This is a genomic window from Thiorhodococcus fuscus (assembly GCF_042682685.1).
Taxonomy (GTDB): domain Bacteria; phylum Pseudomonadota; class Gammaproteobacteria; order Chromatiales; family Chromatiaceae; genus Imhoffiella; species Imhoffiella fuscus.
The window spans coordinates 25,556-46,436 of record NZ_JBHUHX010000001.1; the positions used below are offsets into that span (position 1 = coordinate 25,556).

Here is a 20,881-nt window from a genome sequence, read left to right on the forward strand (position 1 = left end):
CCCTTTCTAAACCCATCTAGCAATCAGAATTAGAATGGACGCCAGTACTATTCGTTTGATCCTAATCGTCGTCGGAGCCGTACTGATCCTGCTGCTCTATCTGTGGGAGCGTCATCGTGAGAAGCGGGAGCAGGAAGGCGACGAATACGAAGACGAGATGGAGGTTGCGGCCAGCGCCGCCGGGGATGCGCCATATGGTGTGCGTTCGGGCAAGGCCGTTAAGCGGGATCCCAAGATCGGTGTCTACGACGACGAGGATGACGACTCGCAGGACAGCGATTGGTCCTATCTGACGCCGCGTTCCGCCAAGGATCCGGGGTCGACCATGTTCGAGGAAGACCGCGATGAGCCTGAGCGCGATGACTCTGACCGCGACGGGCCGGCCCGACAGGTCGCGTCTCCGCCGGACTCCGATTCGGAACCGGTCGAGGAGTCGGCGGACGAGGGCGAGGCGCTGGAGCCTCTGCTGATTCAATTGAGCGTCAGCGCGCGACGTTATCCTTTCAAGGGAACGGAAATGCTTGAAGTGGCCGAGCGTTGCGGTCTCTATCCCGGCGACATGGACATCTTCCATTGTCTCGACGAGTTTGACGATCAGACCCGTATCTATTTCAGCATGGCCAACATGGTGAAACCGGGCACCTTCCCCTTCGATGAGATGGAGTCATTCTCGACGCCTGGGCTGATGCTCTTCGCCCAGCTCGAAGGGAATCCGGAGGATATGACCATTCTCGACGAAATGATCGCCACCGCACGCAAGCTGGCCCTCGCGCTCAATGGCGACGTGCTCGACAACAGCCGGCGTCCGCTGACGGTCAGCAAGGAAGAAGAGATGCGCCAGGCGGTGCTCGCCAATGAGGTGCGCTGGTCGAAGGTCGCGTTACGGTGACCGCGTCTAGGGAGGAGCGTTTGCGCGCCGAATCGCTGCGCGCGCGAATCCTCTATCACAATCATCGCTATTACGTGCTCGACGACCCGGAGGTTCCGGACGCCGAGTACGACCGGCTGGTCCGCGAACTCAAGGGGCTGGAGTCCGAGCATCCGGATTTGGTGACGCCCGATTCGCCGACCCAAAGGGTCGGAGCGGCGCCGCGCCCGGAGTTCCGCGAGGTCCGTCACGCGATCCCCATGATCTCGCTCGACAACGCCATGAGCGACGAGGAGCTGGCGGATTTCCATCGCCGTGTCCTGAGTGGGTTGAGCGGTGGCGACGCGCCTCTCTATGTCGCCGAGCCGAAGCTCGATGGTCTCGCCATCAGTCTGCGTTACGAGCGGGGCGTCCTGGTTCTGGCCGCGACGCGGGGTGACGGGACCCGGGGGGAGGACGTCACCCATACGGCTCGAACCATCCCCAGCATTCCGCTGTCGCTGATCGGCGAGGATCGTCCCGAGATCCTCGAGGTGCGCGGCGAGGTCTACATGACCCGCGCCGGCTTCGCGCGTCTGAACGCGGAGATCCTGGAGCGCGGCGAGCGCCCCTTCGCCAACCCCCGCAACGCCGCCGCCGGCAGCCTGCGCCAGCTCGATCCGCGCGTGGCCGCCAAGCGTCCGTTGACCTTCTGCTGTTACGGATGGGGCGAGCTCTCGGTACCAGCCGACGCGCGTCAGTCCGAGATGCTCGGGCGTCTGGCCGGCTGGGGAATTCCCATTTCGCGCGAGTTGCGTCTGGTCTCCGGACTGGATGGCTGCCGGGACTATTTCGAGGATCTGAGCCGTCGTCGCGATCGGCTCGATTTCGATATCGACGGGGTCGTCTTCAAGCTGGATTCCTTGGCCGATCAGATCCGGCTCGGTGCCACCAATCACCATCCCCGCTGGGCCATTGCCCGCAAGTTTCCGGCCCAGGAAGAGATGACCCGGGTCGAGTCCGTTGAATTCCAGGTCGGGCGGACCGGCGCCGTGACCCCGGTCGCGCGACTGCGCCCGGTTCAGGTTGGCGGGGTGACGGTCTCGAACGCAACCCTGCACAACATGGACGAGGTGGCACGCAAGGACGTGCGGATCGGCGATACCGTCATCGTGCGGCGCGCCGGGGACGTGATCCCCGAGGTGGTGCGGGTCGTCGTCGAGCGACGTCCAGCGGATGTCCGCGAGGTCGAGCTGCCGAGCCAGTGTCCCGTCTGCGGATCGGACGTGATCCGTCCCGAGGGCGAGGCCGTCGCGCGCTGCACGGGCGGTCTCTTCTGTCAGGCGCAGCGCAAGGAATCGCTGAAGCATTTCGCCTCCCGTCGCGCCATGGATATCGAGGGGCTGGGCGACAAGCTGATCGAACAACTGGTCGATCTCGATTGGATTCGCGAGCCAGCGGATCTCTATCATCTGACCCAGGATCGCCTGGTGCATCTGGAACGCATGGGCGAGAAATCGGCCGCGAACCTGCTGGCCGCGCTCGAGCACAGCAAGGAGACCAGCTTCGCCCGCTTCATCCATGCGCTCGGTATCCGCGAGGTCGGCGTTTCGACGGCCCAGGCGCTGGCCGGGCGTTTCGACGGCATCGAGTCACTGATGCAGGCGCGCGTGGAGGATTTCGTCCAGATCCGTGGCGTCAAAGGTGTCGGTCCCGAGACGGCCAAGGCGCTCCATGCCTATCTGGCCGAGCATCCGGATCTCGAAGCCTCGGGCGATCTGGCCGACTGGCTCGCCGGGCTCGGCGTTCGCGGTCTGACGCGCGGGCGGGCGGAGGCGCTGGCCGAACGCTTCGGCGATCTGGCCGGGTTGCGCGCGGCCGAGCCCGAGGATCTCTATCTCAACAGCCGTCGTCTGGTGGACGGCGTGGGGCCGGTGGTTGCGGCCCATATTGCCGGGTTCTTCGCCCAGGGCCACAATCGGGAGGCGATCGAGCATCTGCTTGAGGCCGGAATCCACTGGCCCTCGACCAGCGAGCCATCCTCCGAGCCGATCGCCCAGCCCCTGGCCGGAAAGACCATCGTCATCACCGGAACCCTGAGTCGTCCACGTGACGAGATCAAGGCGCAGCTGCAGACGCTCGGCGCCAAGGTGACGGGCAGCGTCTCGAAACAGACCGACTACCTGCTTGCGGGCGAGGAGGCAGGGTCCAAGTTGGACAAGGCCCGCGCACTGGGGGTCGAGGTGCTGGACGAGGCCGGGCTCGCCGCGCTCATCGACTGATCCGATCCGGGAAGGCTGCTTCACGACTCCAGACGCACCGCGCGTCTTTGCGTTCAGGCCATCGGCGGTTCTGCCGCCAGCACTCCGAGAGGACCCATGATGAGCGAGCTGACCAAAGAGCAAGAGATCCTGATCGCCATGCGCAAGACCCTGTCGGCCATCGTCAGGGACGTGACGCCGCCGCCCGGGATGCGCCACCCGCTGTCGGACGGGACGATTCAGCAGGTCCGCGACTGTCTCGGCATGATCGCCATGCGCGAGAAGGAACTGGCCGATGCTCAGGGCCGTGGCGGTGAGCGTCCCTATTTCGCCGACGAGGCGAAGGATGTGCATCTGGTGCCCATTGCCGAGCTCAAGCGGCGCGGGGATTGATGCGATGCCCTGCATCGATCTGCACACGCGCGCTGCGCGGCCTGGCGCGCGTTTCCTGCTCGCCCTGACGACCCTGGCCGCAGCGATCGGGGTGGGTGAGGCGAGTGGTGCGAAGGCTCCGGCGTCCCCTCCTTCTGACTGGGCTTATTCCGGATCCCGGGGGCCGGAGCGCTGGGGCGATCTGGACGCCTCCTTTGCAACCTGTCGGAACGGGCGTCTCCAGTCTCCGATCGATATCGAGCGCGCTCGTCGCGTGCCCTATGTTCCTCTGGTCTTCCAATACCATTCGCAACCGCTCGAAGCCTACAACAGCGGCAACGGGATTCATGTGATTTCGCCGCCAGGGAGCGCCTTGCTGGTGCGGGGCGATGTCTACGATCTGGAAGCGTTCACCTTCCATGTGCCGGGCGAGCATCGATTCAAGGGAATGCGGCCCGAGGCCGAGATTCAGCTCGTGCATCGCAATCGGCAGGGGGCGATGGTGGTGGTGGCCGTTCCGCTGCGTTCGAGCGGGCGCGAGAATCGGATCCTGACGCGCGTGCTGGATCATCTGCCCAGTCAGCCGGGCGAGCGGGTCAACTATCGCCAGGTCGGAATCAATCCGCTGTTCCTACTGCCCAGCAGGCGCGGCTATTTCCACTATACGGGGTCCGCCTCGACGCCGCCCTGCGAGGAGCCGGTTATCTGGTTCGTTCTCTACGAACCGCTGGACGTCACCAAGGATCAGTTGCGGAGATTGGCCGAGTTGGTCGGGGGCAATGCGAGGCCGGTTCAGCCGCTCAACGACCGAGAGGTCTTCTTGCTGGCGCACTGACGGCGGTGTTCTGGAGGTGGCTGGTCGAGAGGTCGGGATCGAGGTGGGGCGGCAATCCGCCCCCAGTCGCGGCGAGAGGCCGTTGGCAACGGCCTCCGCGCTGAGTCGCGGCTTACTTGTCCTTCGACTCTCCCTCGGCCGCCTCTGGATTCGGCTTGAGCTTCACGACGTCCTCGTTGAGCTCAACCATGGCGCTGTCACGCATCTTGGTGAGCTTTTCGGCGATCATCTGGCGCTTGACTGCGGCGATCAGACGCGGCTTGGCCTCCTCGAAGGTCGGAGGCTCGGCCTTGCGGGTCTCCTGCAGGTTGATGACGTGCCAGCCGAACTGGGTGTGCACCGGCTCCTTCGAGTAGCTGCCCGGCTTCATCGCGGCGATTGCCTCGGCGAAGGGCGCGACCATCTGGCTCGGATCGAACCAACCCAGTTCGCCGCCGTTCTTGGCGGTGGGGCCGAGCGAATTCTTCTTCGCCAGCTCCTCGAAATCGCCGCCCTTGTCGAGCTGTTTGATGATCTTCTTGGCTTCGTCCTCGTCCTTGACCAGAATGTGGCGCGCCTTGTACTCGGTGCGGGCGGCCTGCTCCTTGACCTGATCGTAGGCGGCCTTCAGCTGCTCCTCGGTGGGCTCCAGCTCCTCGGCCATCTTCGACAATGCGGCGTTGGACATGACCTTCATGCGCTCGAGCTTGAGTGCGGCGACCACGTTGCGGTCGTCTTCGAGCTTGAGCTTCTCGCCCTCCTGGGAGGCGACGATCAGTCCCATGAATTCGTCGAAGACCTGCTGCTGCAAGGCGGGCGAGTTTTCGCCTCGGCTACCCTGCAGACGCTCCATGTAGAAGAGGCGGAAGACGTCGAGCGTGTAGGGCGTGCCGTTGACGGTCGCGATCAGGGTATCCGGGGAATCGGTGTCCTTGGCGTCGTCGGCGTAGCAGGCTCCGGAGGCGAGCAATGCGAATGCCACCAGTGAAATACGAGCAGATTTCATAAAGGGATCATCCTTATCGAAGATGGGAAGACGGATGCTCCGGCGCAAGGCCGGTGCATCAAGGAAAGACTTGCCGGAAGGGCTTGACCGAGACCGTCCGGTAGACGCCGGCCTCGACATAGGGATCGGCGGCGGCCCAGGATTCGGCCACGCCGAGATCGGAAAATTCCGCAACGACGAGCGAGCCCGTGAATCCAGCCTCGCCAGGGTCCGAGCTATCGATGGCCGGGTGCGGCCCGGCCAGAACCAGTCTGCCTTCGTTTTGCAATGTCTGTAGGCGTTCGAGATGGGCTGGGCGTGCCGCCTTGCGGGCGTCCAGGCTGTCCGGATTGTCGACAGCGATGATGGCGTAAAGCACGTCAATCGGTCTCCAGTGTTTGGGGTTCTTCTTTCACATGGCGGGTCAGGTAGAACGCCTGGGCGATCACGAAGAGGATCGTCAATCCCATCATACCGAAGAGTTTGAAGTTCACCCAGGTCTCCTCGCGCGCCTGAGCGTCGTTGCAGAGGTCGAGCAGGTGGCCGCTATAGCTGGCCGCACATGCGGTGAGATCGACGCTGTCCTGACCGCTGGCGCCGATCAGCGCCTGCTGGGCATCGAAGAATCCGCTGCCGATGTAGACCACGAAGAGGTTGGCGGCGCCGAGGAAGACGAAGAACAGGGTCCAGAGCAGATTCAGACGCGTCCAGATGGGCGCCGGGATGTCGACGGCATGCCCCATCATGCGCTGGATCAGGGGGCGTTCGCCGACGAATTGACTTCCCAGGAAGGTGGCCGCGAACAACCAGTTGACCAGGGTCGGCTTCCACATCACGAAAATGGGATCCCGGAGCGCGATGGTGAGTCCGCCGAAGACGACCAGGAGACCCAGCGTCGCCAGATGCATCTTCTCGACTCGTCGATGCCGCCACCAGGACCAGCCGACCTGAACGGCGGAGGCGCTGATCGCGACCCCGGTGGCTACGTAGATGCCCGCCAGCTTATAGGCGATGAAGAAGAGCAGAATGGGGAAGAAATCGAGCAGGAGTTTCATAGGGGCGCCGGATCCTCGAAATAGGGTTGGCGAGCTTAAGATGCGCGGGTGGTGAGGTAAAGGATGCGCTGATTCGGGAAGACAGGCGAGCGGAGAGAGAGTTTCCCCAGTCGCGAGCTGCGCTCTATGTCGTCGGCCATGCTAAAGGCTCAGGTCCAGGCTGGGGGCAGGCATCCGCCGCCCAAAACCGTTGCGCGGCAACGTCGCCAGCGCGTCCCGGCAGCCACGGATGTTTGGGGTTGCAGCGGGGCCATCGAGTCTCCGCACTCTGTCGCAGCTTGTATTCGGACTCGGGGAGCATCAGTTTCGATGCTACCGACGCCGATGCCGCCGAAGACACTGCCGTGAGTTCTGCATCCCAAGACCCATCGATTCCAGCGTCCCGGAATCCGTCCCCGCCATGCGGCGATGACGCCCCGAATGTGCGTCGCCGCCGTTGGCTGTTCGTCGCTGCGGTGCTGGCGACCATGTCCCTTCTGATGCTATCGATGGCCCGAACCCTGAGCCCGGGCGGTCTCGATGCCTGGGATTGGGTGCTGCTCATCTGCTTCGGCTTCACGCTTCCCTGGACCCTGATCGGCTTCTGGAATGCCGTCATCGGATTGGCGCTGATGCGGCTGTATCAGGATCCCCTGGCCCGGGTCTTTCCGCTCGATCTAGGAGCGAACGCCCCGCTGGACCAGCGCGTCGCCATTCTGAGCTGCATCCGCAACGAGGATGCGGCGACGGTCTTCCGCAATCTCGACCGCATGGTCGCCGGTCTGGTCGAGCGCGGCGTCGTGGACCGCTTCGACGTACATCTGCTGAGCGACTCGACCTGGGAGGAATGCATCGCGGCCGAGGATCGGGGCATGGCCGCCTTCCGTGCGCGCTGGGGGGAGACGCTTTCGGTCGAGTATCGCCGCCGGCTCGACAACCCAGGCTTCAAGGCGGGCAACATCGCCGAGTTCATGGCCCGGCGCGGCGAGGATTACGACCTGGCCCTGGTGCTGGACGCGGACAGTCTCATGGATACGGAGACCCTGCTGCGGATGGTGCGCATCATGGGGGCCAATCCGCGTCTGGGCATCCTCCAGACCCTGGTGGTCGGTCTGCCCTCGAGCAGCGCCTTCGCTCGCGTCTTCCAGTTCGGCATGCGTTTCGGCATGCGTTCCTACACATTGGGCAGCGCCTGGTGGCAGGGCGATTGCGGACCCTACTGGGGGCACAATGCCCTGCTGCGGGTCCGTCCCTTCGTCGAGCACTGCGGGCTTCCGCTCCTGCCCGGTCGCGGACCGCTGTCCGGCTGGGTCCTGAGCCACGATCAGGTCGAGGCCGTGCTGATGCGCCGCGCCGGCTACGAGGTTCGGGTGCTGCCCGAGGAGACCGGCAGCTACGAGGAGAATCCCACGACCCTGCTCGAATACATCCGTCGCGACCTGCGCTGGTGCCAAGGCAACCTGCAGTATCTCAAGCTGCTCGGCACCCCAGGGCTGCATCCATTGAGTCGGATTCAACTGGTCCTGGCGATCCTCATGTTCGTCGGCTCGCCCTTCTGGGTGCTGCTGATGGCCATTGCCGCCTCCCGGGCCTTCCTCGATACCGGAACACCACTGTTCGACCCCGCCTATGACGTGCCGCTGCTGTTCACCATTCTGACGATGGTCTTCGCCCCCAAGCTTGCCTCGGTGATCGACGTGCTGGCCGATGCCGAGCGCCGCAGGTCGTTCGGCGGGGCGCCGCGGGTGCTCCTCGGCGCCCTGGGTGAGGCCCTCTTCAGCACCCTCCTGGCACCGGTGCTGGCGATCGCTCACAGCGTCTTCATGGCCGGACTGGCGTTCGGCAAGAAGCTGGTCTGGGGGCCGCAGCGACGGGCGGCCCATGCGGTGCCGGTCGCACTGGCCTGGCACCGGCTTTGGCCCCAGACCCTGCTCGGGTGCGCCGCGACTCTAGCATTGACGCTGCACAGCGGCGTGACCATGGCGCTTCTGTCGCCCTTCTTCGTCGGCGCACTGCTCGCGGTGCCGATCGCGGTGTGGAGCGCGGATCCCCGCCTGGGATACGGGGTCACCCGGGCGCGTCTCTGGGCCATCCCGGAGGAGTTGGGTCCGAGCCCATTCCTGGCCTCGCTGGATCTGGAGGCGGTTCGGCTCGCTGGAGGATCGACACATCCGATTCAACCGCCTGAACCATCCCTTGATGTGGCGGCCGCCACCTCGGCCGAGCGGTCTTCCTGAACATGCCGGGGGAGGGCGGATCGACGCGCGCCTTCTGGATCCGTTCGCCCGGCCAGGGCGAGCTGCGCGACGAGACGCTGCCGCACCTGGACGAGGGCCAGGTCCGGGTGCGGACGCTCTACAGCGGGATCAGCCGGGGCACGGAATCCCTGGTCTATCGCGGAGAGGTCCCGGAGAGCGAGTACGAGCGGATGCGCGCGCCCTTCCAGGCCGGCGATTTCCCCGGTCCGGTGAAATACGGCTACTGCAACGTCGGCATCATCGAGGCTGGGCCAGATGCGCTGATGGGCGCGCCGGTTTTCTGTCTCCATCCGCACCAGACCCTCTATCAGGTGCCCACCGAGTGGGTCCATCCCCTGCCGGAGGGACTGCCCCCAGAGCGTGCGATCCTGGCCGCGAACATGGAGACGGCGGTCAACGGTCTCTGGGATGCGACCCCCAGGGTCGGGGACCGAATCGCGGTCGTCGGGGCCGGGGTGCTCGGCTGTCTCTGCGCCTGGCTGGCATCGCGGATCCCTGGCTGCGAGGTCGAGCTGATCGACATCGATCCGCAGCGCGCCCCGGTCGCCGCCGCGCTGGGGATCGTCTTTCGTCAACCCGGCGAGGCCAGCCCAGACGCCGATCGGGTCGTCCACGCGAGCGGCGCACCGGCCGGCCTGAGCACGGCGCTCGAACTCGCCGGGTTCGAGGCGCGGGTGATCGAGCTCAGCTGGTTCGGCACCCGGACCGTTCCGCTCGCCCTCGGTAAAGCTTTCCACCAGCGCCGGCTGCGTCTGATCTCGTCCCAGGTGGGCAGCGTCTCGGACGCCCAGCGGGCGCGCTGGGATCATCGTCGCCGCATGCGTCTGGCGCTCCGGCTGCTGCGGGACCCCGTCCTGGACTGCCTGATCAGCGGGGAGAGCCCATTCTCCGAGCTTCCGGAGGTCCAGGCTCGATTGGCCCAAAATCCGCCCGGCGTCCTCATGCACCGTATCCGCTATCCGAGAGACAACAGAGGGACGGGTGACGGCTGACGGGGGTGTCGACAGCAGGGATGCTGTCGTCAAGCGTACAGGGATGTATTCACCGCGTCCCCCGGCAGCCGTCACTCGGCCCGGAAGGGCATCCATGACCACTGACCTTCGAGGGCCTCTATGTACGGTATTCGCGTTCGCGATCACATCATGATCGCCCACAGCTTCCAGGGCGAGGTCTTCGGTCCGGCCCAGCGGCTCCACGGCGCGACCTATGTGGTCGACGTTGAGTTCCGGCGCGAGGCCCTGGACGCTGACAATCTGGTCGTCGACATCGGGCTCGCCGGCCAGGCGCTGCGCCAGGTGCTGGACGCGCTCGACTACCGGAACCTGGACGAGCTCCCGGAGCTGACCGGGCAGAACACCACCACCGAGTTCCTCGCCCGCCACATCTTCGATGCCATGGCCCGACGCATCGCCGAGGGCGAGCTCGGGACCGCCGCCATGGCCCTGCCCGGCATGCGTGTCGAGCTGGCCGAGTCACATCGCGCCTGGGCCTTCTTCGAGGGTCCACTCCCAGAGGCGGTATGAGCCGAAGGCTCTGGTTCCTGATCCCCGGTGACCCGGACACGCCGACCGGCGGCTACGTCTACGATCGCCGGATCGCCGCCGGTCTCGCCGACGCCGGCTGGCGCATCGAGCACCGGCGGCTCGACGAAAGCTTTCCGAACCCCTCGCAGACCGCCCTGGATCATGCCCGCCAGACATTGGCCGAGATCCCGGACGAGGCGCTGGTGCTGATCGACGGTCTGGCGCTCGGCGCCATGCCATCCCTGGTTCGCGATGCATGCCGGAGGCTTCGGATCGTCGCTCTGGTGCATCATCCATTGGCCGATGAGACCGGGCTTGCACCGGCACAGCGGGCCGAGCTCGAAGACAGCGAGACCCGAGCACGGGCTGCCGTGCGCGGGACCATCGTCACCAGCCGCTTCACCGCCGGCAGACTGATCCGCTACGGGGTGCCAGCCGAGCGCCTGCGTGTGGTCGAGCCCGGCGTGAATCCGAGCCCCAGGGCCCAGGGCAGCAGTGGGGATTCGCTGTCGCTCATCTGCGTGGCGACCCTGACCGAGCGCAAGGGGCACGACGTCCTGCTCGCCGCCCTGGCCGGGCTCCGCGACCTGCCGTGGCGACTCGACTGCATTGGCGACCTGGACAGGGACCCAGTCTGGTCCGGTCGCATTCTCGATCAGTGCGAGCGTCTGGGTCTGGCTGACCGGGTCCAGTTCACCGGGGCATTGCCCCCGCAGGTTCTTGAGCAGCGTTACCAGAGCGCCGACCTGGCGGTGCTCGCGACCCGCTTCGAGGGCTATGGCATGGTCGTTACCGAGGCCGTAGCCTATGGGTTGCCGATGGTACTGACCTCTGGGGGTGCCGCTGCGGAGACCCTGCCGGACGGGGCCGGTATCCTGGTTCCGGTGGACGATGTCGCAGCACTGCGTCAGGCATTGCGGAGTCTCCTCTCCGACCCCGAAAAACGCGCGCGTCTTGCAGAAACGGCCTGGCGTGCCGCTCTGACGTTACCGTCTTGGAGCCAGGCGGTGAGGGCGTTCTCCGCTGTGCTGGATGATGTGGGGACACTGCCGGCACCACTCGACCCAGCGAGCATCCATGTCCAAAGTTGACACCAAAGAACGCTTCTCGGCGGACTGGCTCAGCCTGCGGGAGCCGGCGGATCACAGGTCCAGATCCCCTTTGGTGCTGTCCCAGGTCCGTCGCTGGGCGGTCGATCATGATCTGCTACGGATCATCGATCTCGGCTGCGGTTCCGGCTCCAACCTGCGCTATCTGTGCCCGAGGCTGTCGGTCCGGCAGCACTGGGTTTGCGTGGACCAGGATCCCGAGCTGATCGACCGTCTGACTGCGACCCTCCCGAGTTCACCGCAGCTCGCCGGTTTGAGCACCCGCGTCGATAGACTCCAGACGCAGGGGCTGCTCGCGGACATCGACTCGCGTACCCTGGTGACAGCAAGCGCACTACTGGACCTGGTGTCCGAGGATTGGCTCGCAGATTTGGTTGCCGCCTGTCACCGCAGTGGTGCCGCGCTGCTCGTCGCCATGACCTATGATGGCCGTGTCGAGATCCACCCCGAGAATCCCTCGGATGGCTGGATCCTCGACCGCTTCGATCGCGATCAGCGCCGCGACAAGGGACTGGGCCCGGCGCTCGGACCCACGGCGGCCCAGAGGCTGCAAGCGCTCGCCGAGGCACAAGGCTTCAAGGTCCACCAATCCAGATCGGACTGGCTGCTGGACGGAGACGACCGTGACCTCATGACCCAACTGATCGAGGGCTGGGCCGAGGCTGTCTCGCGCCAGGCACCGTCCGAGACCGACCGCATCGAGGCATGGCATCGCCAGCGGAGGCAAGACCTGGTATCACGCACGCTATCGATCCGCGTCGGCCACCAGGATCTCTTCTTGGAACCCTCATTCCCTTCGCGCCCTTAGCGCCTTTGCGGTTCAACCATATCCATGTTCGAGCTCGACCGGATCACCAAGCGCTACGGCCCCTCGCTGGCACTCGACGCCATCCGGCTGAGGATCGCACGCGGTCGCACGACGGCGCTGATCGGCCCCTCCGGCTGCGGCAAGTCGACCCTGCTGCGGATCCTGATCGGTCTGATCGAGCCGGATGCCGGGCAGGTCCGTTTCGACGGAGAGACGCTGGAGCGGACGCGGATCCGGGCCCAGCGGCAGCGGATGGGCTACGTCATCCAGCAGGGCGGTCTCTTTCCGCATCTGACGGCGCGCGAGAACGTCGCCCTCATGGCCCGCTTCCTGAAATGGGACGCCGACCGCATCGAGACGCGTCTGACCGCACTCATGGAGCTGACGCATTTCCCCCGCTCGGCGCTGGACCGCTATCCGACCGAGCTGTCCGGCGGTCAGAACCAGCGTGTGGGGCTCATGCGGGCCCTGATGCTGGACCCGGAGGTACTGCTGCTCGACGAACCGCTGGGCGCACTGGACCCCATGATCCGCTTCGAGCTTCAGGAGGATCTGAAGCGGATCTTCGCCGCCCTGGACAAGACGGTCGTTCTGGTGACCCACGACCTGGCCGAGGCGGCCTTCCTCGGTGAGCGCATCGTCCTGATGCGCGAGGGACGGATCGTCCAGAGCGGCAGCCTCGACGAGATGATCCGCGCGCCGGCCGAGCCCTTCGTCGAGCGGTTCGTGCGCGCCCAGCGCAGCCATCTGACCGCACTCGGCGCCGAGGCATGAGCACGCTTCCGTCCGGCTCGCGTTGGCTGCTGCTCTTCCCCTTGGTGCTGGGGCTGCTCGCGGGCTGCGGCCGGTCGGACGGCGAGATCCGCATCGGCAGCAAGAAGTTCACCGAGGGGATCATTCTCGGCGAGGTGCTGCGCGGCCTGGTCGCCGAGACCGGGCTCCCGGTGCGCCACCGCCGCGCGCTCGGCGGGACCCGGATCGTCTTCAATGCCCTGGAGAGCGGCGAGATCGACGCCTATGTCGACTATACGGGCACCTTGCTCCATGAGGTCTTGGCAGAGGACAAGGCCGCGCAGGGGCGAACGCTGAGCGAGCGGCTCGCCGAGCGGGGCATCCGTCTCGCCGGCTCGATCGGATTCCAAAACAACTATGCGCTCGGCATGCCCGAGGCGCGGGCCGAGGCCCTGGGGATCGAGCGCATCTCGGATCTGCGCGACCATCCCGAACTCCGATTCCGTTTCGGCAACGAGTTCATGGACCGCGCCGACGGCTGGGCGGGGCTCCGATCCTTCTACGGACTGCCGCAGCGCGACGTGCGCGGTATCGAGCACGAGCTGGCCTACCGCGCGCTCGCCAGCGGCGAGGCCGATCTGACCGATCTCTACACCACGGACGCCGAGATCGCCTATTACCATCTGCGACCGTTGCGCGATGATCGAGACTGGTTCACCCGCTACGATGCGGTGCTGCTCTACCGGGCCGATCTGGCGCAACGGTCGCCGGAGGCCGTGACGGCACTCGAACGCGTCCTGGGCCTGATTGATGCGAGGCACATGATTGCGATGAACGCCGCCGTCCAGATCGAGGGACGCACCGAGTCGCAGGTCGCCGGCGAGCTGCTGCGCGAGCGACTTGGCATCCTCGACGCGGCCGAGACCAAGGGTCTCCTGGCGCGCCTGGTCCAGCGCACCCTGGAGCATCTCACCCTGGTCGGCGTCTCGCTCTTCGCCGCCGTGCTGGCCGCCGTTCCTCTCGGGCTGCTCGCCGCGCACCGGCCGCGACTGGGGCAGGTCGTTCTCGCCGGGGTCGGCATCGCCCAGACCATCCCGGCGCTGGCCCTGCTGGTCCTCATGATCCCCTTCTTCGGGATCGGCGCGGGCCCGGCTCTGGTCGCGCTCTTCCTCTACAGCCTGCTGCCGATCGTGCGCAACACCCACGCGGGTATCCGTGGCATCCCGGCCGCCACCATCGAGTCCGCCGAGGCGCTGGGACTGCCCGCCAGCGCGCGTCTGCGTCTGATCGAGCTGCCCCTGGCGTTGCCGACCATCCTGGCCGGCATCAAGACGGCGGCCGTCATCAACGTCGGTGCGGCCACCCTAGGCGCCCTGATCGGCGCCGGCGGCTACGGACAGCCGATCCTCACCGGCATCCGGCTCGACGACATGGGGCTGATCCTGGAGGGCGCGATCCCGGCCGCCGTCCTGGCGGTGACGGTCCAGTGGCTGTTCGAGCGGGCCGAGCGCGCTGCACTGCCGCGCGGCATTCGCGGGCTCGGTGGCGAACGGGCGGCTTGAGTTCAGACGATCCGCTGCAACCCCGCTGGCGGGCGATCCACGCGTCCGTCGCGGGGGCGGCGCATGTCCATGTCGTAGAGGACGTCCTTGCCCATGCGATAGAGGCGAGCGCTGGGGCAGATGGCATTGCGCAGCAGGTCGCTCGTCGGCGGCGAGAGGCCGAGTCGTCCGCCGCCGATCAGGAGCGGCGCGATCGCGACTTGCAGCCGATCCACCAGATTCTCGGCCACGAAGGCCGAGACGATCATGCCGCCGCCCTCGATGAAGAGGGTCCGGATGCCGAACTCGGCGAGCACCTCGACCACTGCCGCCAGGTCGAGACGACCGGCGCGGGTCGGGACACCGATCAGGCGTCCCCGTTCGGGGACGGGGCCTGGCTCATGCAGCCGGGCCTCGTCGCACACCAGCCAGGTCTCCGCGCTTCCATCGGTGAAGATTGCGAGATCGGGGGGCAGTCGGCGGCAGCGGTCGAGGACGACCCGGACGGCATTGTCCCCGGCGACCAGGCGGGTCGTGAGCCTGGGATTGTCGCAGGCGGCGGTCTCGGTTCCCACCAGGACGGCATCCGAGAGGGCGCGCATCCGATGCAGATGGCGCAGATTCTCGTCGCCGGTCACGTAGCAGGAGTCCCCGTTGGCGGTCGCCACACAGCTGTCGATGCTCTGTCCCAGGTGGGCGACGACCGTGAATCCCTCGGTGACCGGAGCGCACAGCGGCAGATAGAGTTCGGAGAGCGAGCGCATGGGCTCCTGAGTCGGTGTCTCGGGCAGGTGCCAGCCGTCTTTGGGGCACCAGCGGATCGTTGCGCCACCCTGTCCCTCGGGCACGGGCCGGAGCAGGGGATCCGGGCCATCGCAGAGCGCGAAACCGGTCAGGATCCCCGGGGCCAGTTCACCCGAGCGCATCAGACGCGAGGCGGCGAGGATCAGGGACCAAAGACGCTCTTCGGCGTCGGCTTCGGGGCTTGGATCCATGCGCATCGCTCCATCGGCAGGCCGGGGAGCATCGGTCGCGGCGGATCGAACCGATGCTCCAAGATCGGATGACAACTGACATGGTGTCGGCGTTCTATGGCTCAATCCCCACCCCTTGGATGAGGACATGTCGGGGTAACCCCAGTCTTGCGGCTCCTTGTATAGTGATCCGCCCTGTTATGGCTGTCTTGAATCCTGGAGGATCGAAGTGGAATTGATAACGGCTTGGGTAAATACCTTGAACGGCATCGTCTGGGGTCCACCGATGTTGGTGCTGATCCTCGGTGTCGGTTTCTTCCTCATGATGGGCCTGCGTCTGATGCCGCTGGCCAAGCTCGGTTACGGTTTTCGCATGCTATGGCGCGGCCGCGTCAAGCAGGGCGATGGCGATATCCCGTCCTATCAGGCGCTGATGACGGCGCTGTCCGCGACGGTGGGCACGGGTAACATCGCCGGCGTGGCGACCGCCATCTTTCTCGGCGGTCCGGGCGCGCTCTTCTGGATGTGGTGCACCGCGCTCGTCGGCATGGCCACCAAGTACGCCGAGGCGGTGCTGGCGGTGCACTATCGCGAGGTGGACGCCAAGGGCAACCATCTCGGCGGTCCCATGTATTACATCAAGCTGGGTCTGGGCGAAAAATGGCTGTGGATGGCGACGGCCTTCGCCCTGTTCGGTCTGTTCGCCGGATTCGGGATCGGCAACACGGTCCAGGCCAATTCGGTCGCGCGTGCCGCCGCCGATGCCTTTGGGATTCCCTTCTGGGTCAGTGGCGCCGCGATGGCGGTCTTCGCCGGTCTGGTCCTGATCGGTGGCATCAAGCGTATCGGCGAGGTTTCGGCCGCCCTGGTGCCTCTCATGGCGATCATCTATCTGCTGGGCGGACTGTTCGTGCTCGCGACCAATCTCGATCAGATCGGACCGGCCTTCGATCTCATCTTCACCCATGCCTTCACGCCCACGGCGGCGAGCGGCGGATTCGCTGGCGCGACCGTGGCGGCGGCCATCCAGTTCGGTGTGGCGCGCGGCGTCTTCTCCAACGAGGCGGGCTTGGGAAGCGCTCCGATCGCCCATGCCGCCGCCCAGACCAGCGATCCGGTCGCGCAGGGCACGGTCGCCATGTTGGGGACCTTCATCGACACCCTCGTCATCTGCACCATCACCGGTCTGGTGATCATGGTCTCGGGCGTCTGGGACTCCGGTGCGACCGGCGCGGCGCTCTCGACCAGCGCCTTCGAGCAGGCGTTGCCTGGGTTCGGTGCCTATATCGTTGCGATCGGTCTGATGCTCTTCGCCTATACGACGACGCTGGGTTGGAGCGTTTACGGCGAACGCTGCGCCGAATATCTCTTCGGTGAGCGCATCATCGTGCCGTTTCGGGTGATTTGGGTCGTGGTGTTGCCGCTCGGGGCCATGGCGCAGCTCGACTTCGTCTGGCTGGTGGCCGACACGCTCAATGCGCTCATGGCCATCCCCAACCTGGTCGCGCTGTTGCTGCTGAGTCCGGTGGTGTTTCGATTGACTCGAGAGTATTTCGCCCGCAAGCCCGTCTGATCGTTTGCGAAGCCGTCGCGGGTCGCGGCGGCTTCGCGTCCTCAATTCGATGTGCCCCGTCGGCTCAGGCGATCTTCGATCCGCCGAGACAGGGGGGGGATTTGGGAGCGCCGCCCTTGGCGTGCCATTCCTTCGGCGTCCAGGTATGCATGGTCAGTGCATGCAGTCCCAGATCGAACTCGTCGCCCAGCACGTCGTTGACTCGACGATGGCGCGCGATCAGCGGAATGCCCTCGAAACTTTCGCTGACCACCAGAAGCTTGAAATGGGACTCGGCATCCGGTGGGACCGCGTGCATGTAGGTCTCGTCGACGATGTCCAGATGGATGGGCGTGAATGTCTTCTGCAATCGCTCCTCGATCCGCGCTTTCCGGCTCATGTCTGCCTCCTCTTTGGGTGCCTTTCGGCATGATAGTGGCGTCCGGCCGATGGGAACGCCGTTTTCCATCCAGGATATTAGTTGATTTCCGTGTGCGAATTGACCGTGACGACCCTCATTGGACCGGGCGTCACGGGGAGGTGGGGGCGCGGGGGCGAACCCCAACAGCGGCGGTTCAAGACGCCTCGATATGCTCCGTGACCAGCAACTGGCGCGCGGCTTCGATGACCGAATTCAATGGCTCGACGAGCGCCTCGCTCGCCAACAGCCTGCGATCCATGCCTTCGGTGCGTCCGTAGAGGACGAGACGCAGGTGTTCGTCGGTGCGCGCGTGCCGTTGCAGGTCGCGCAGGATGTGCGCGAATTCGCTGCGTGTCGGGGTCGTTCCCAGTGCGCGAAACAGCCGGGAGAGCGCATCGAACAGTGGCTGCGCGTCTGCGTCCAGGCCGAACGCCTCCGGACGGTAGACGATCTCCCGCTCTGAGACCCGGTTGACCCAGACGCGGAAGCTGGCCTTCTGCAAGGCGTGGTAGAGCGGTTCCTCCGAGATCAGGAACAGCAGCAGGTGGTGCGGGTTGACCTCGTAGCGACCGTCGCGCACCTCCCAGTAGCCGTTGGTGGCCAGACGGTGGATGCGGATGTGTTCGCGGAAATCGGCCGCCTGGAGCTGATCGAGGATCAGAACCGTGGAGTCGCCCTCGCTCTGGGCGCATGCCTCGCTGACGATGGAGTCGAGGGGCTCGATCGGCGGCTCCTCCCGTCCCATCTCGTCGCGGCTCGGAGGGAGGATGACCGCCGGGACTGGAGGCTTCTTGTCGGTGAAGTCGTGATAGAGAACGTGCGCGACCCCGATGGCGTGGGCCAGCGCCGTGGCGAAGGCGGTCTTGCGCCGTTCTCCGTCACCCTCGATGTTGAGCGTGCGGACACCCCGGGTCGGGCTTTCGATGAGGCAGCGAAGCTGGAATTCGTAGTCCTCGTTGGACTCGAATCCCTGTTCGGCCATGCGTTCGCGTAGGTTCGACATGGGCCAAGAATAGCCGGAGCCGCGCGCGGATGCAGCTTCGTTTCGCACCGCCCTCCCTGTCGGTGCGCGTCGTCGGGTGCGGCCTCAGCCGGCCGATTCGAGCTGTTCGAGCACCTCGGCGTGGCCTTCCTCCCTGGCCCAGTCGGCCGCCGTTTTGCCGTCGAAGTCCTTGAGCGTGCGGTCGGCGTGATGGTTCAAGAGGACCGCGACGGTGCGCGCATGGCCCTGTTTGGCCGCCCAGATGAGCGCCGTCCAGCCCTTGGTCGATTCCTGATGGTCGACCATGGCGCCGCGCTTCAGCAGCAGATCGACGATCTCGGCGTGATTGTTCGAGGCGGCCAGCATCATGGCGGTGTAGCCGCCCTTGTCCTCGGCGTCGACCTTGGCGCCGACCGAGATCAGCCGCTCGACCACGGCCATGTGTCCATTGAGGGCCGCCTTCATCAGGGGCGTCCAGTTGCAGCTGTCGCGGACGTCCGGCTTGCGGTGGCGCGACAGCAGGCGATCCAGCGCATTGAGATCGCCTTGCTCGGCGACATCCAGCATGGCCTGGGTCGTTTCGTCGGGCGGTGAGAAGTCGCTCTGGTCGCCCGAGCCGCAGCCCCAGAGGCTGGTGGCGAGGAGGGTTGCGAGTAGGAATTTGATCGATGTGTTCATGCGATGCATTCTCAGGCCCGTCGCGAAGACCGCCAATGAGAATGCGCAAGGGCGCGGGGCAAACCGTATCCGGGACTGGACGCGTGTTTCAGTGGCTACTGGTGCAGTCGCCGTAATGGCAGTCCACGCTGACCTGGGTGCCGCCGATGCAAAAGACGCGGTGTCGTTCCCAGTCCGGGCCGGATGCGAGGAGTTGGGTCGGGCGATCCGTGAGTTCGCAGCCACGGCTGATGGCATAGCGCTCGGCGGCGTAGGACCAGGTGCCGGAGGCGCCTGAGGTCGGCGCGATAGGGGTGATCCGTCCGGGCGTTTCGCCGCGCTCGGCCGGTCTCGTTCCGGTCCCGTCTCTGCGAGCATCCCAGTTGGCGCGCAGCGAGTCGAGCGCGTGCCCGAGGTTGGCGCGGTAGCGGTCGGTGACGTCCGTCATTCGCTCCTCCTCGGTCTCGGGCCAGTCGATCTCCTGGGCGTGCAGCTCCACCCGCACTCCGGCCGATTCTTCCCTGAACGCAGCGAAGATACGCAGCATCTTCTCGATCGTGAGGACGCCCTGATGTTCTTCGCCCACCAGTGTCTGCTCGAAGACGGCCTGGGTCGGTGCGACCGCGCGAACGCTCCAGCCTCGACTGGTCGCGCTCTCCACAGTGAAGTTGCGCGCCTCGCCGAGATCGGCGCCGAAGAGCAGGACGCCCGGAGCGGATTGGGCCGGCGCGCGTTCGACATGGGCACCGAGCATCAGGCCGAGCAGGGCGCAGAGGATGAGGGGCCGGGTCGGTCGGGCGATCCGGGGGCGGCGACAACGGCGATGCAACCGTTTCGCCGCGCCGCTCATAGCAGGCTCTTGCAGACGCCGTTCTGACACTTGACCAGGACGCTGTCGCTACCGACGCAGGAGACCTTGTGGACCTCGCCGTCCTGGCGCGACTCGATCAGCTGGGAGCCTCCATCGACTTGACAGCCATGCTGACGGGCGAATTGCTCGGCATTGGCGGTCATGGTCAGTCGGCTGGGCGCGCGACTGCTCGGCGGCAGGGTCATCATGTCGTTCTGGCGTGGTTGATAGCTGTAATTGGGGGGCGTCGAGGTTCGCCCGGAAGCCATCGCGGCGGTCGCGTCCACGACCGGAGCCGCGCCCGATGGTGTGCGGCGAGGCTCGGGTGCGGGGGGCGTGCGAGGCGGTAGGGCAACCGTCGCGGCTGTCGTCGCTGCCGCCGGGGCGGAGTTGCTGTCTTGCGTGGATGCCGTCGTGGCCGCCGGTGCAGGGGAGGGCGGTGCGTTTTGCGCGCCACCTTCCGCGTTTTCCTTGGGATGGCTTTCTTCCCAGGCGCCCTTCCAGCCCGAGGCCGGCGGCGCGGCGCGGGCGAGTCGATTCTGGTTTTCCATCCAATTGGCGGCGAGCGTATCGAGCGATTGATTCAGGGTATCGCGGAAATAGTCGGTGTAGTCGGTTCGAAGCGGTTGGGCCGCTCCGGCGACCGGCGAGACCAGCTCGGCCTTGGTTGCGACGTTCACTCCGCCGGGTTGTTCGATGAAATAGGAGGTGATCTCCAGGTTCGATCCCGGCGGGACGGGCGTGCTCGACGGCAGGCTCTGGTTTTCCGCAGGGCGGCGCAGGATGAGTCGATCCGGGTCGGACTCGATGATGGTCCAGCCCTTGCTTCGGGCGGCCCCCATCGCGAGCGACTTCAGATCGGCGCGCTGCGCGCCGGACATGAGCTTCTGCGGGAGATTGCCAACCTCCAGCGTTGGATCTGCCGGCTGATCCGCAGCCGTCGGGGTGCCGGCACATCCCTGCAAGAGCCCGGTGGTGAGTGCCATGCAACAGACTGTGGCGAATAGACGCAGGTTCAACCTAATGTCCTCAAACAGAAAAACGGATAGGGCGACGCCGCTCGGGCGTCGGGGACGAAAGAATTCGAATCGGAAGCGGATGCTAGCACAGAGCCGCGATAGCGTAAGCGCCACCTGTGACGCTCGGTCTTCAGGTGTCTGC

Annotated in this window: 21 protein-coding genes; 12 read left to right on the forward strand and 9 right to left on the reverse strand. The window is 65.9% G+C overall.

Going from position 1 to position 20,881, the window contains the following annotated elements; all coding sequences use genetic code 11:
• The first annotated feature begins 34 nt into the window (after positions 1–34).
• From zipA to ACFSJC_RS00135, 4 genes are all read left to right on the forward strand, one after another.
• Positions 35–889, forward strand: coding sequence for a cell division protein ZipA (zipA, locus tag ACFSJC_RS00120; protein ID WP_386021436.1), 855 nt, complete (start codon positions 35–37; stop codon positions 887–889).
• Positions 886–3,129: an NAD-dependent DNA ligase LigA gene (gene ligA / locus ACFSJC_RS00125; RefSeq protein WP_386021439.1), complete on the forward strand. Its 2,244-nt coding sequence runs from the start codon at positions 886–888 to the stop codon at positions 3,127–3,129. Before zipA ends, ligA begins: the two co-directional genes overlap by 4 nt.
• A 99-nt stretch (positions 3,130–3,228) precedes the next feature.
• Positions 3,229–3,501 carry a segregation and condensation protein A gene (locus ACFSJC_RS00130; protein WP_386021783.1) on the forward strand — a complete coding sequence of 91 codons (273 nt, stop codon included), beginning with the start codon at positions 3,229–3,231 and terminating at the stop codon, positions 3,499–3,501.
• 4 nt (positions 3,502–3,505) lie between these two features.
• Positions 3,506–4,315, forward strand: a complete 810-nt coding sequence (locus ACFSJC_RS00135) for a carbonic anhydrase (protein ID WP_386021442.1) — start codon at positions 3,506–3,508, stop codon at positions 4,313–4,315.
• A 112-nt stretch (positions 4,316–4,427) separates the two neighbouring features.
• Here the strand turns inward: ACFSJC_RS00135 and ACFSJC_RS00140 are convergent, their stop codons facing one another.
• Genes ACFSJC_RS00140 through ACFSJC_RS00150 form a run of 3 tightly spaced genes read right to left on the reverse strand, consistent with a single transcriptional unit; the run spans position 4,428 to position 6,334 of the window.
• Positions 4,428–5,300 (reverse strand): peptidylprolyl isomerase, encoded by an 873-nt coding sequence (locus ACFSJC_RS00140; protein WP_386021445.1) that lies wholly within the window; start codon positions 5,298–5,300, stop codon positions 4,428–4,430.
• A 58-nt stretch (positions 5,301–5,358) separates the two neighbouring features.
• Complete coding sequence (locus ACFSJC_RS00145) at positions 5,359–5,658, reverse strand: YciI family protein (RefSeq protein ID WP_386021447.1); 300 nt, start codon at positions 5,656–5,658, stop codon at positions 5,359–5,361.
• A gap of 1 nt (position 5,659) precedes the next feature.
• Complete coding sequence (locus ACFSJC_RS00150; protein ID WP_386021450.1) at positions 5,660–6,334, reverse strand: septation protein A; 675 nt, start codon at positions 6,332–6,334, stop codon at positions 5,660–5,662.
• A 278-nt stretch (positions 6,335–6,612) separates the two neighbouring features.
• On the opposite strand from ACFSJC_RS00150, the gene mdoH reads away from it, so the two are divergent.
• The 7 genes from mdoH (at position 6,613) to ACFSJC_RS00185 (ending at position 14,305) form a co-directional block, all read left to right on the forward strand.
• Positions 6,613–8,550, forward strand: coding sequence for a glucans biosynthesis glucosyltransferase MdoH (gene mdoH / locus ACFSJC_RS00155; RefSeq protein WP_386021452.1), 1,938 nt, complete (start codon positions 6,613–6,615; stop codon positions 8,548–8,550).
• Positions 8,551–8,552: 2 nt separating this feature from the next.
• Positions 8,553–9,563: a zinc-dependent alcohol dehydrogenase gene (locus ACFSJC_RS00160; RefSeq protein ID WP_386021455.1), complete on the forward strand. Its 1,011-nt coding sequence runs from the start codon at positions 8,553–8,555 to the stop codon at positions 9,561–9,563.
• Between the two features lie 120 nt (positions 9,564–9,683).
• Entirely contained in the window at positions 9,684–10,094 is a 411-nt protein-coding gene (locus tag ACFSJC_RS00165; protein WP_386021458.1) for a 6-pyruvoyl trahydropterin synthase family protein, read from the forward strand.
• Complete coding sequence (locus ACFSJC_RS00170; RefSeq protein ID WP_386021461.1) at positions 10,091–11,185, forward strand: glycosyltransferase family 4 protein; 1,095 nt, start codon at positions 10,091–10,093, stop codon at positions 11,183–11,185. Before ACFSJC_RS00165 ends, ACFSJC_RS00170 begins: the two co-directional genes overlap by 4 nt.
• The gene (locus ACFSJC_RS00175) at positions 11,172–12,011 is read left to right on the forward strand and encodes a methyltransferase domain-containing protein (protein ID WP_386021464.1); all 840 of its coding nucleotides are present in this window, start codon (positions 11,172–11,174) and stop codon (positions 12,009–12,011) included. Before ACFSJC_RS00170 ends, ACFSJC_RS00175 begins: the two co-directional genes overlap by 14 nt.
• 24 nt (positions 12,012–12,035) lie before the next feature.
• On the forward strand, positions 12,036–12,785 hold the full coding sequence (locus ACFSJC_RS00180; RefSeq protein WP_386021467.1) for an ATP-binding cassette domain-containing protein: 750 nt from the start codon (positions 12,036–12,038) through the stop codon (positions 12,783–12,785).
• Positions 12,782–14,305, forward strand: a complete 1,524-nt coding sequence (locus tag ACFSJC_RS00185) for an ABC transporter permease/substrate-binding protein (protein ID WP_386021470.1) — start codon at positions 12,782–12,784, stop codon at positions 14,303–14,305. The genes ACFSJC_RS00180 and ACFSJC_RS00185 overlap by 4 nt, the downstream gene beginning before the upstream one ends.
• A gap of 2 nt (positions 14,306–14,307) precedes the next feature.
• Here the strand turns inward: ACFSJC_RS00185 and ACFSJC_RS00190 are convergent, their stop codons facing one another.
• Positions 14,308–15,279: a RibD family protein gene (locus ACFSJC_RS00190; RefSeq protein ID WP_386021473.1), complete on the reverse strand. Its 972-nt coding sequence runs from the start codon at positions 15,277–15,279 to the stop codon at positions 14,308–14,310.
• A gap of 208 nt (positions 15,280–15,487) precedes the next feature.
• Between ACFSJC_RS00190 and ACFSJC_RS00195 the strand changes: the two genes are divergently transcribed.
• Positions 15,488–16,831: an alanine/glycine:cation symporter family protein gene (locus ACFSJC_RS00195; RefSeq protein ID WP_386021476.1), complete on the forward strand. Its 1,344-nt coding sequence runs from the start codon at positions 15,488–15,490 to the stop codon at positions 16,829–16,831.
• 64 nt (positions 16,832–16,895) lie between these two features.
• On the opposite strand, the gene ACFSJC_RS00200 is transcribed toward ACFSJC_RS00195, so the two are convergent.
• From ACFSJC_RS00200 to ACFSJC_RS00220, 5 genes are all read right to left on the reverse strand, one after another.
• Positions 16,896–17,210 carry a BolA family protein gene (locus ACFSJC_RS00200; protein WP_386021479.1) on the reverse strand — a complete coding sequence of 105 codons (315 nt, stop codon included), beginning with the start codon at positions 17,208–17,210 and terminating at the stop codon, positions 16,896–16,898.
• 175 nt (positions 17,211–17,385) lie between these two features.
• Positions 17,386–18,234, reverse strand: a complete 849-nt coding sequence (locus ACFSJC_RS00205) for a hypothetical protein (RefSeq protein ID WP_386021482.1) — start codon at positions 18,232–18,234, stop codon at positions 17,386–17,388.
• An 84-nt stretch (positions 18,235–18,318) separates the two neighbouring features.
• Positions 18,319–18,891, reverse strand: a complete 573-nt coding sequence (locus ACFSJC_RS00210) for an ankyrin repeat domain-containing protein (protein WP_386021485.1) — start codon at positions 18,889–18,891, stop codon at positions 18,319–18,321.
• Positions 18,892–18,979: 88 nt separating this feature from the next.
• Entirely contained in the window at positions 18,980–19,720 is a 741-nt protein-coding gene (locus ACFSJC_RS00215) for a hypothetical protein (RefSeq protein WP_386021487.1), read from the reverse strand.
• Positions 19,717–20,706, reverse strand: a complete 990-nt coding sequence (locus ACFSJC_RS00220) for a hypothetical protein (RefSeq protein WP_386021489.1) — start codon at positions 20,704–20,706, stop codon at positions 19,717–19,719. Before ACFSJC_RS00220 ends, ACFSJC_RS00215 begins: the two co-directional genes overlap by 4 nt.
• Positions 20,707–20,881 lie beyond the last annotated feature (175 nt).

Coding starts and splice junctions, on each gene's coding strand:
- zipA (WP_386021436.1), top strand. CDS start 35: ATGGACGCCAGTACTATTCGTTTGATCCTAATCGTCGTCGGAGCCGTA.
- ACFSJC_RS00130 (WP_386021783.1), top strand. CDS start 3,229: ATGAGCGAGCTGACCAAAGAGCAAGAGATCCTGATCGCCATGCGCAAG.
- ACFSJC_RS00135 (WP_386021442.1), top strand. CDS start 3,506: ATGCCCTGCATCGATCTGCACACGCGCGCTGCGCGGCCTGGCGCGCGT.
- ACFSJC_RS00140 (WP_386021445.1), bottom strand. CDS start 5,300: ATGAAATCTGCTCGTATTTCACTGGTGGCATTCGCATTGCTCGCCTCC.
- ACFSJC_RS00150 (WP_386021450.1), bottom strand. CDS start 6,334: ATGAAACTCCTGCTCGATTTCTTCCCCATTCTGCTCTTCTTCATCGCC.
- ACFSJC_RS00160 (WP_386021455.1), top strand. CDS start 8,553: ATGCCGGGGGAGGGCGGATCGACGCGCGCCTTCTGGATCCGTTCGCCC.
- ACFSJC_RS00165 (WP_386021458.1), top strand. CDS start 9,684: ATGTACGGTATTCGCGTTCGCGATCACATCATGATCGCCCACAGCTTC.
- ACFSJC_RS00170 (WP_386021461.1), top strand. CDS start 10,091: ATGAGCCGAAGGCTCTGGTTCCTGATCCCCGGTGACCCGGACACGCCG.
- ACFSJC_RS00175 (WP_386021464.1), top strand. CDS start 11,172: ATGTCCAAAGTTGACACCAAAGAACGCTTCTCGGCGGACTGGCTCAGC.
- ACFSJC_RS00180 (WP_386021467.1), top strand. CDS start 12,036: ATGTTCGAGCTCGACCGGATCACCAAGCGCTACGGCCCCTCGCTGGCA.
- ACFSJC_RS00185 (WP_386021470.1), top strand. CDS start 12,782: ATGAGCACGCTTCCGTCCGGCTCGCGTTGGCTGCTGCTCTTCCCCTTG.
- ACFSJC_RS00190 (WP_386021473.1), bottom strand. CDS start 15,279: ATGGATCCAAGCCCCGAAGCCGACGCCGAAGAGCGTCTTTGGTCCCTG.
- ACFSJC_RS00200 (WP_386021479.1), bottom strand. CDS start 17,210: ATGAGCCGGAAAGCGCGGATCGAGGAGCGATTGCAGAAGACATTCACG.
- ACFSJC_RS00205 (WP_386021482.1), bottom strand. CDS start 18,234: ATGTCGAACCTACGCGAACGCATGGCCGAACAGGGATTCGAGTCCAAC.
- ACFSJC_RS00210 (WP_386021485.1), bottom strand. CDS start 18,891: ATGAACACATCGATCAAATTCCTACTCGCAACCCTCCTCGCCACCAGC.
- ACFSJC_RS00215 (WP_386021487.1), bottom strand. CDS start 19,720: ATGAGCGGCGCGGCGAAACGGTTGCATCGCCGTTGTCGCCGCCCCCGG.
- ACFSJC_RS00220 (WP_386021489.1), bottom strand. CDS start 20,706: ATGGCACTCACCACCGGGCTCTTGCAGGGATGTGCCGGCACCCCGACG.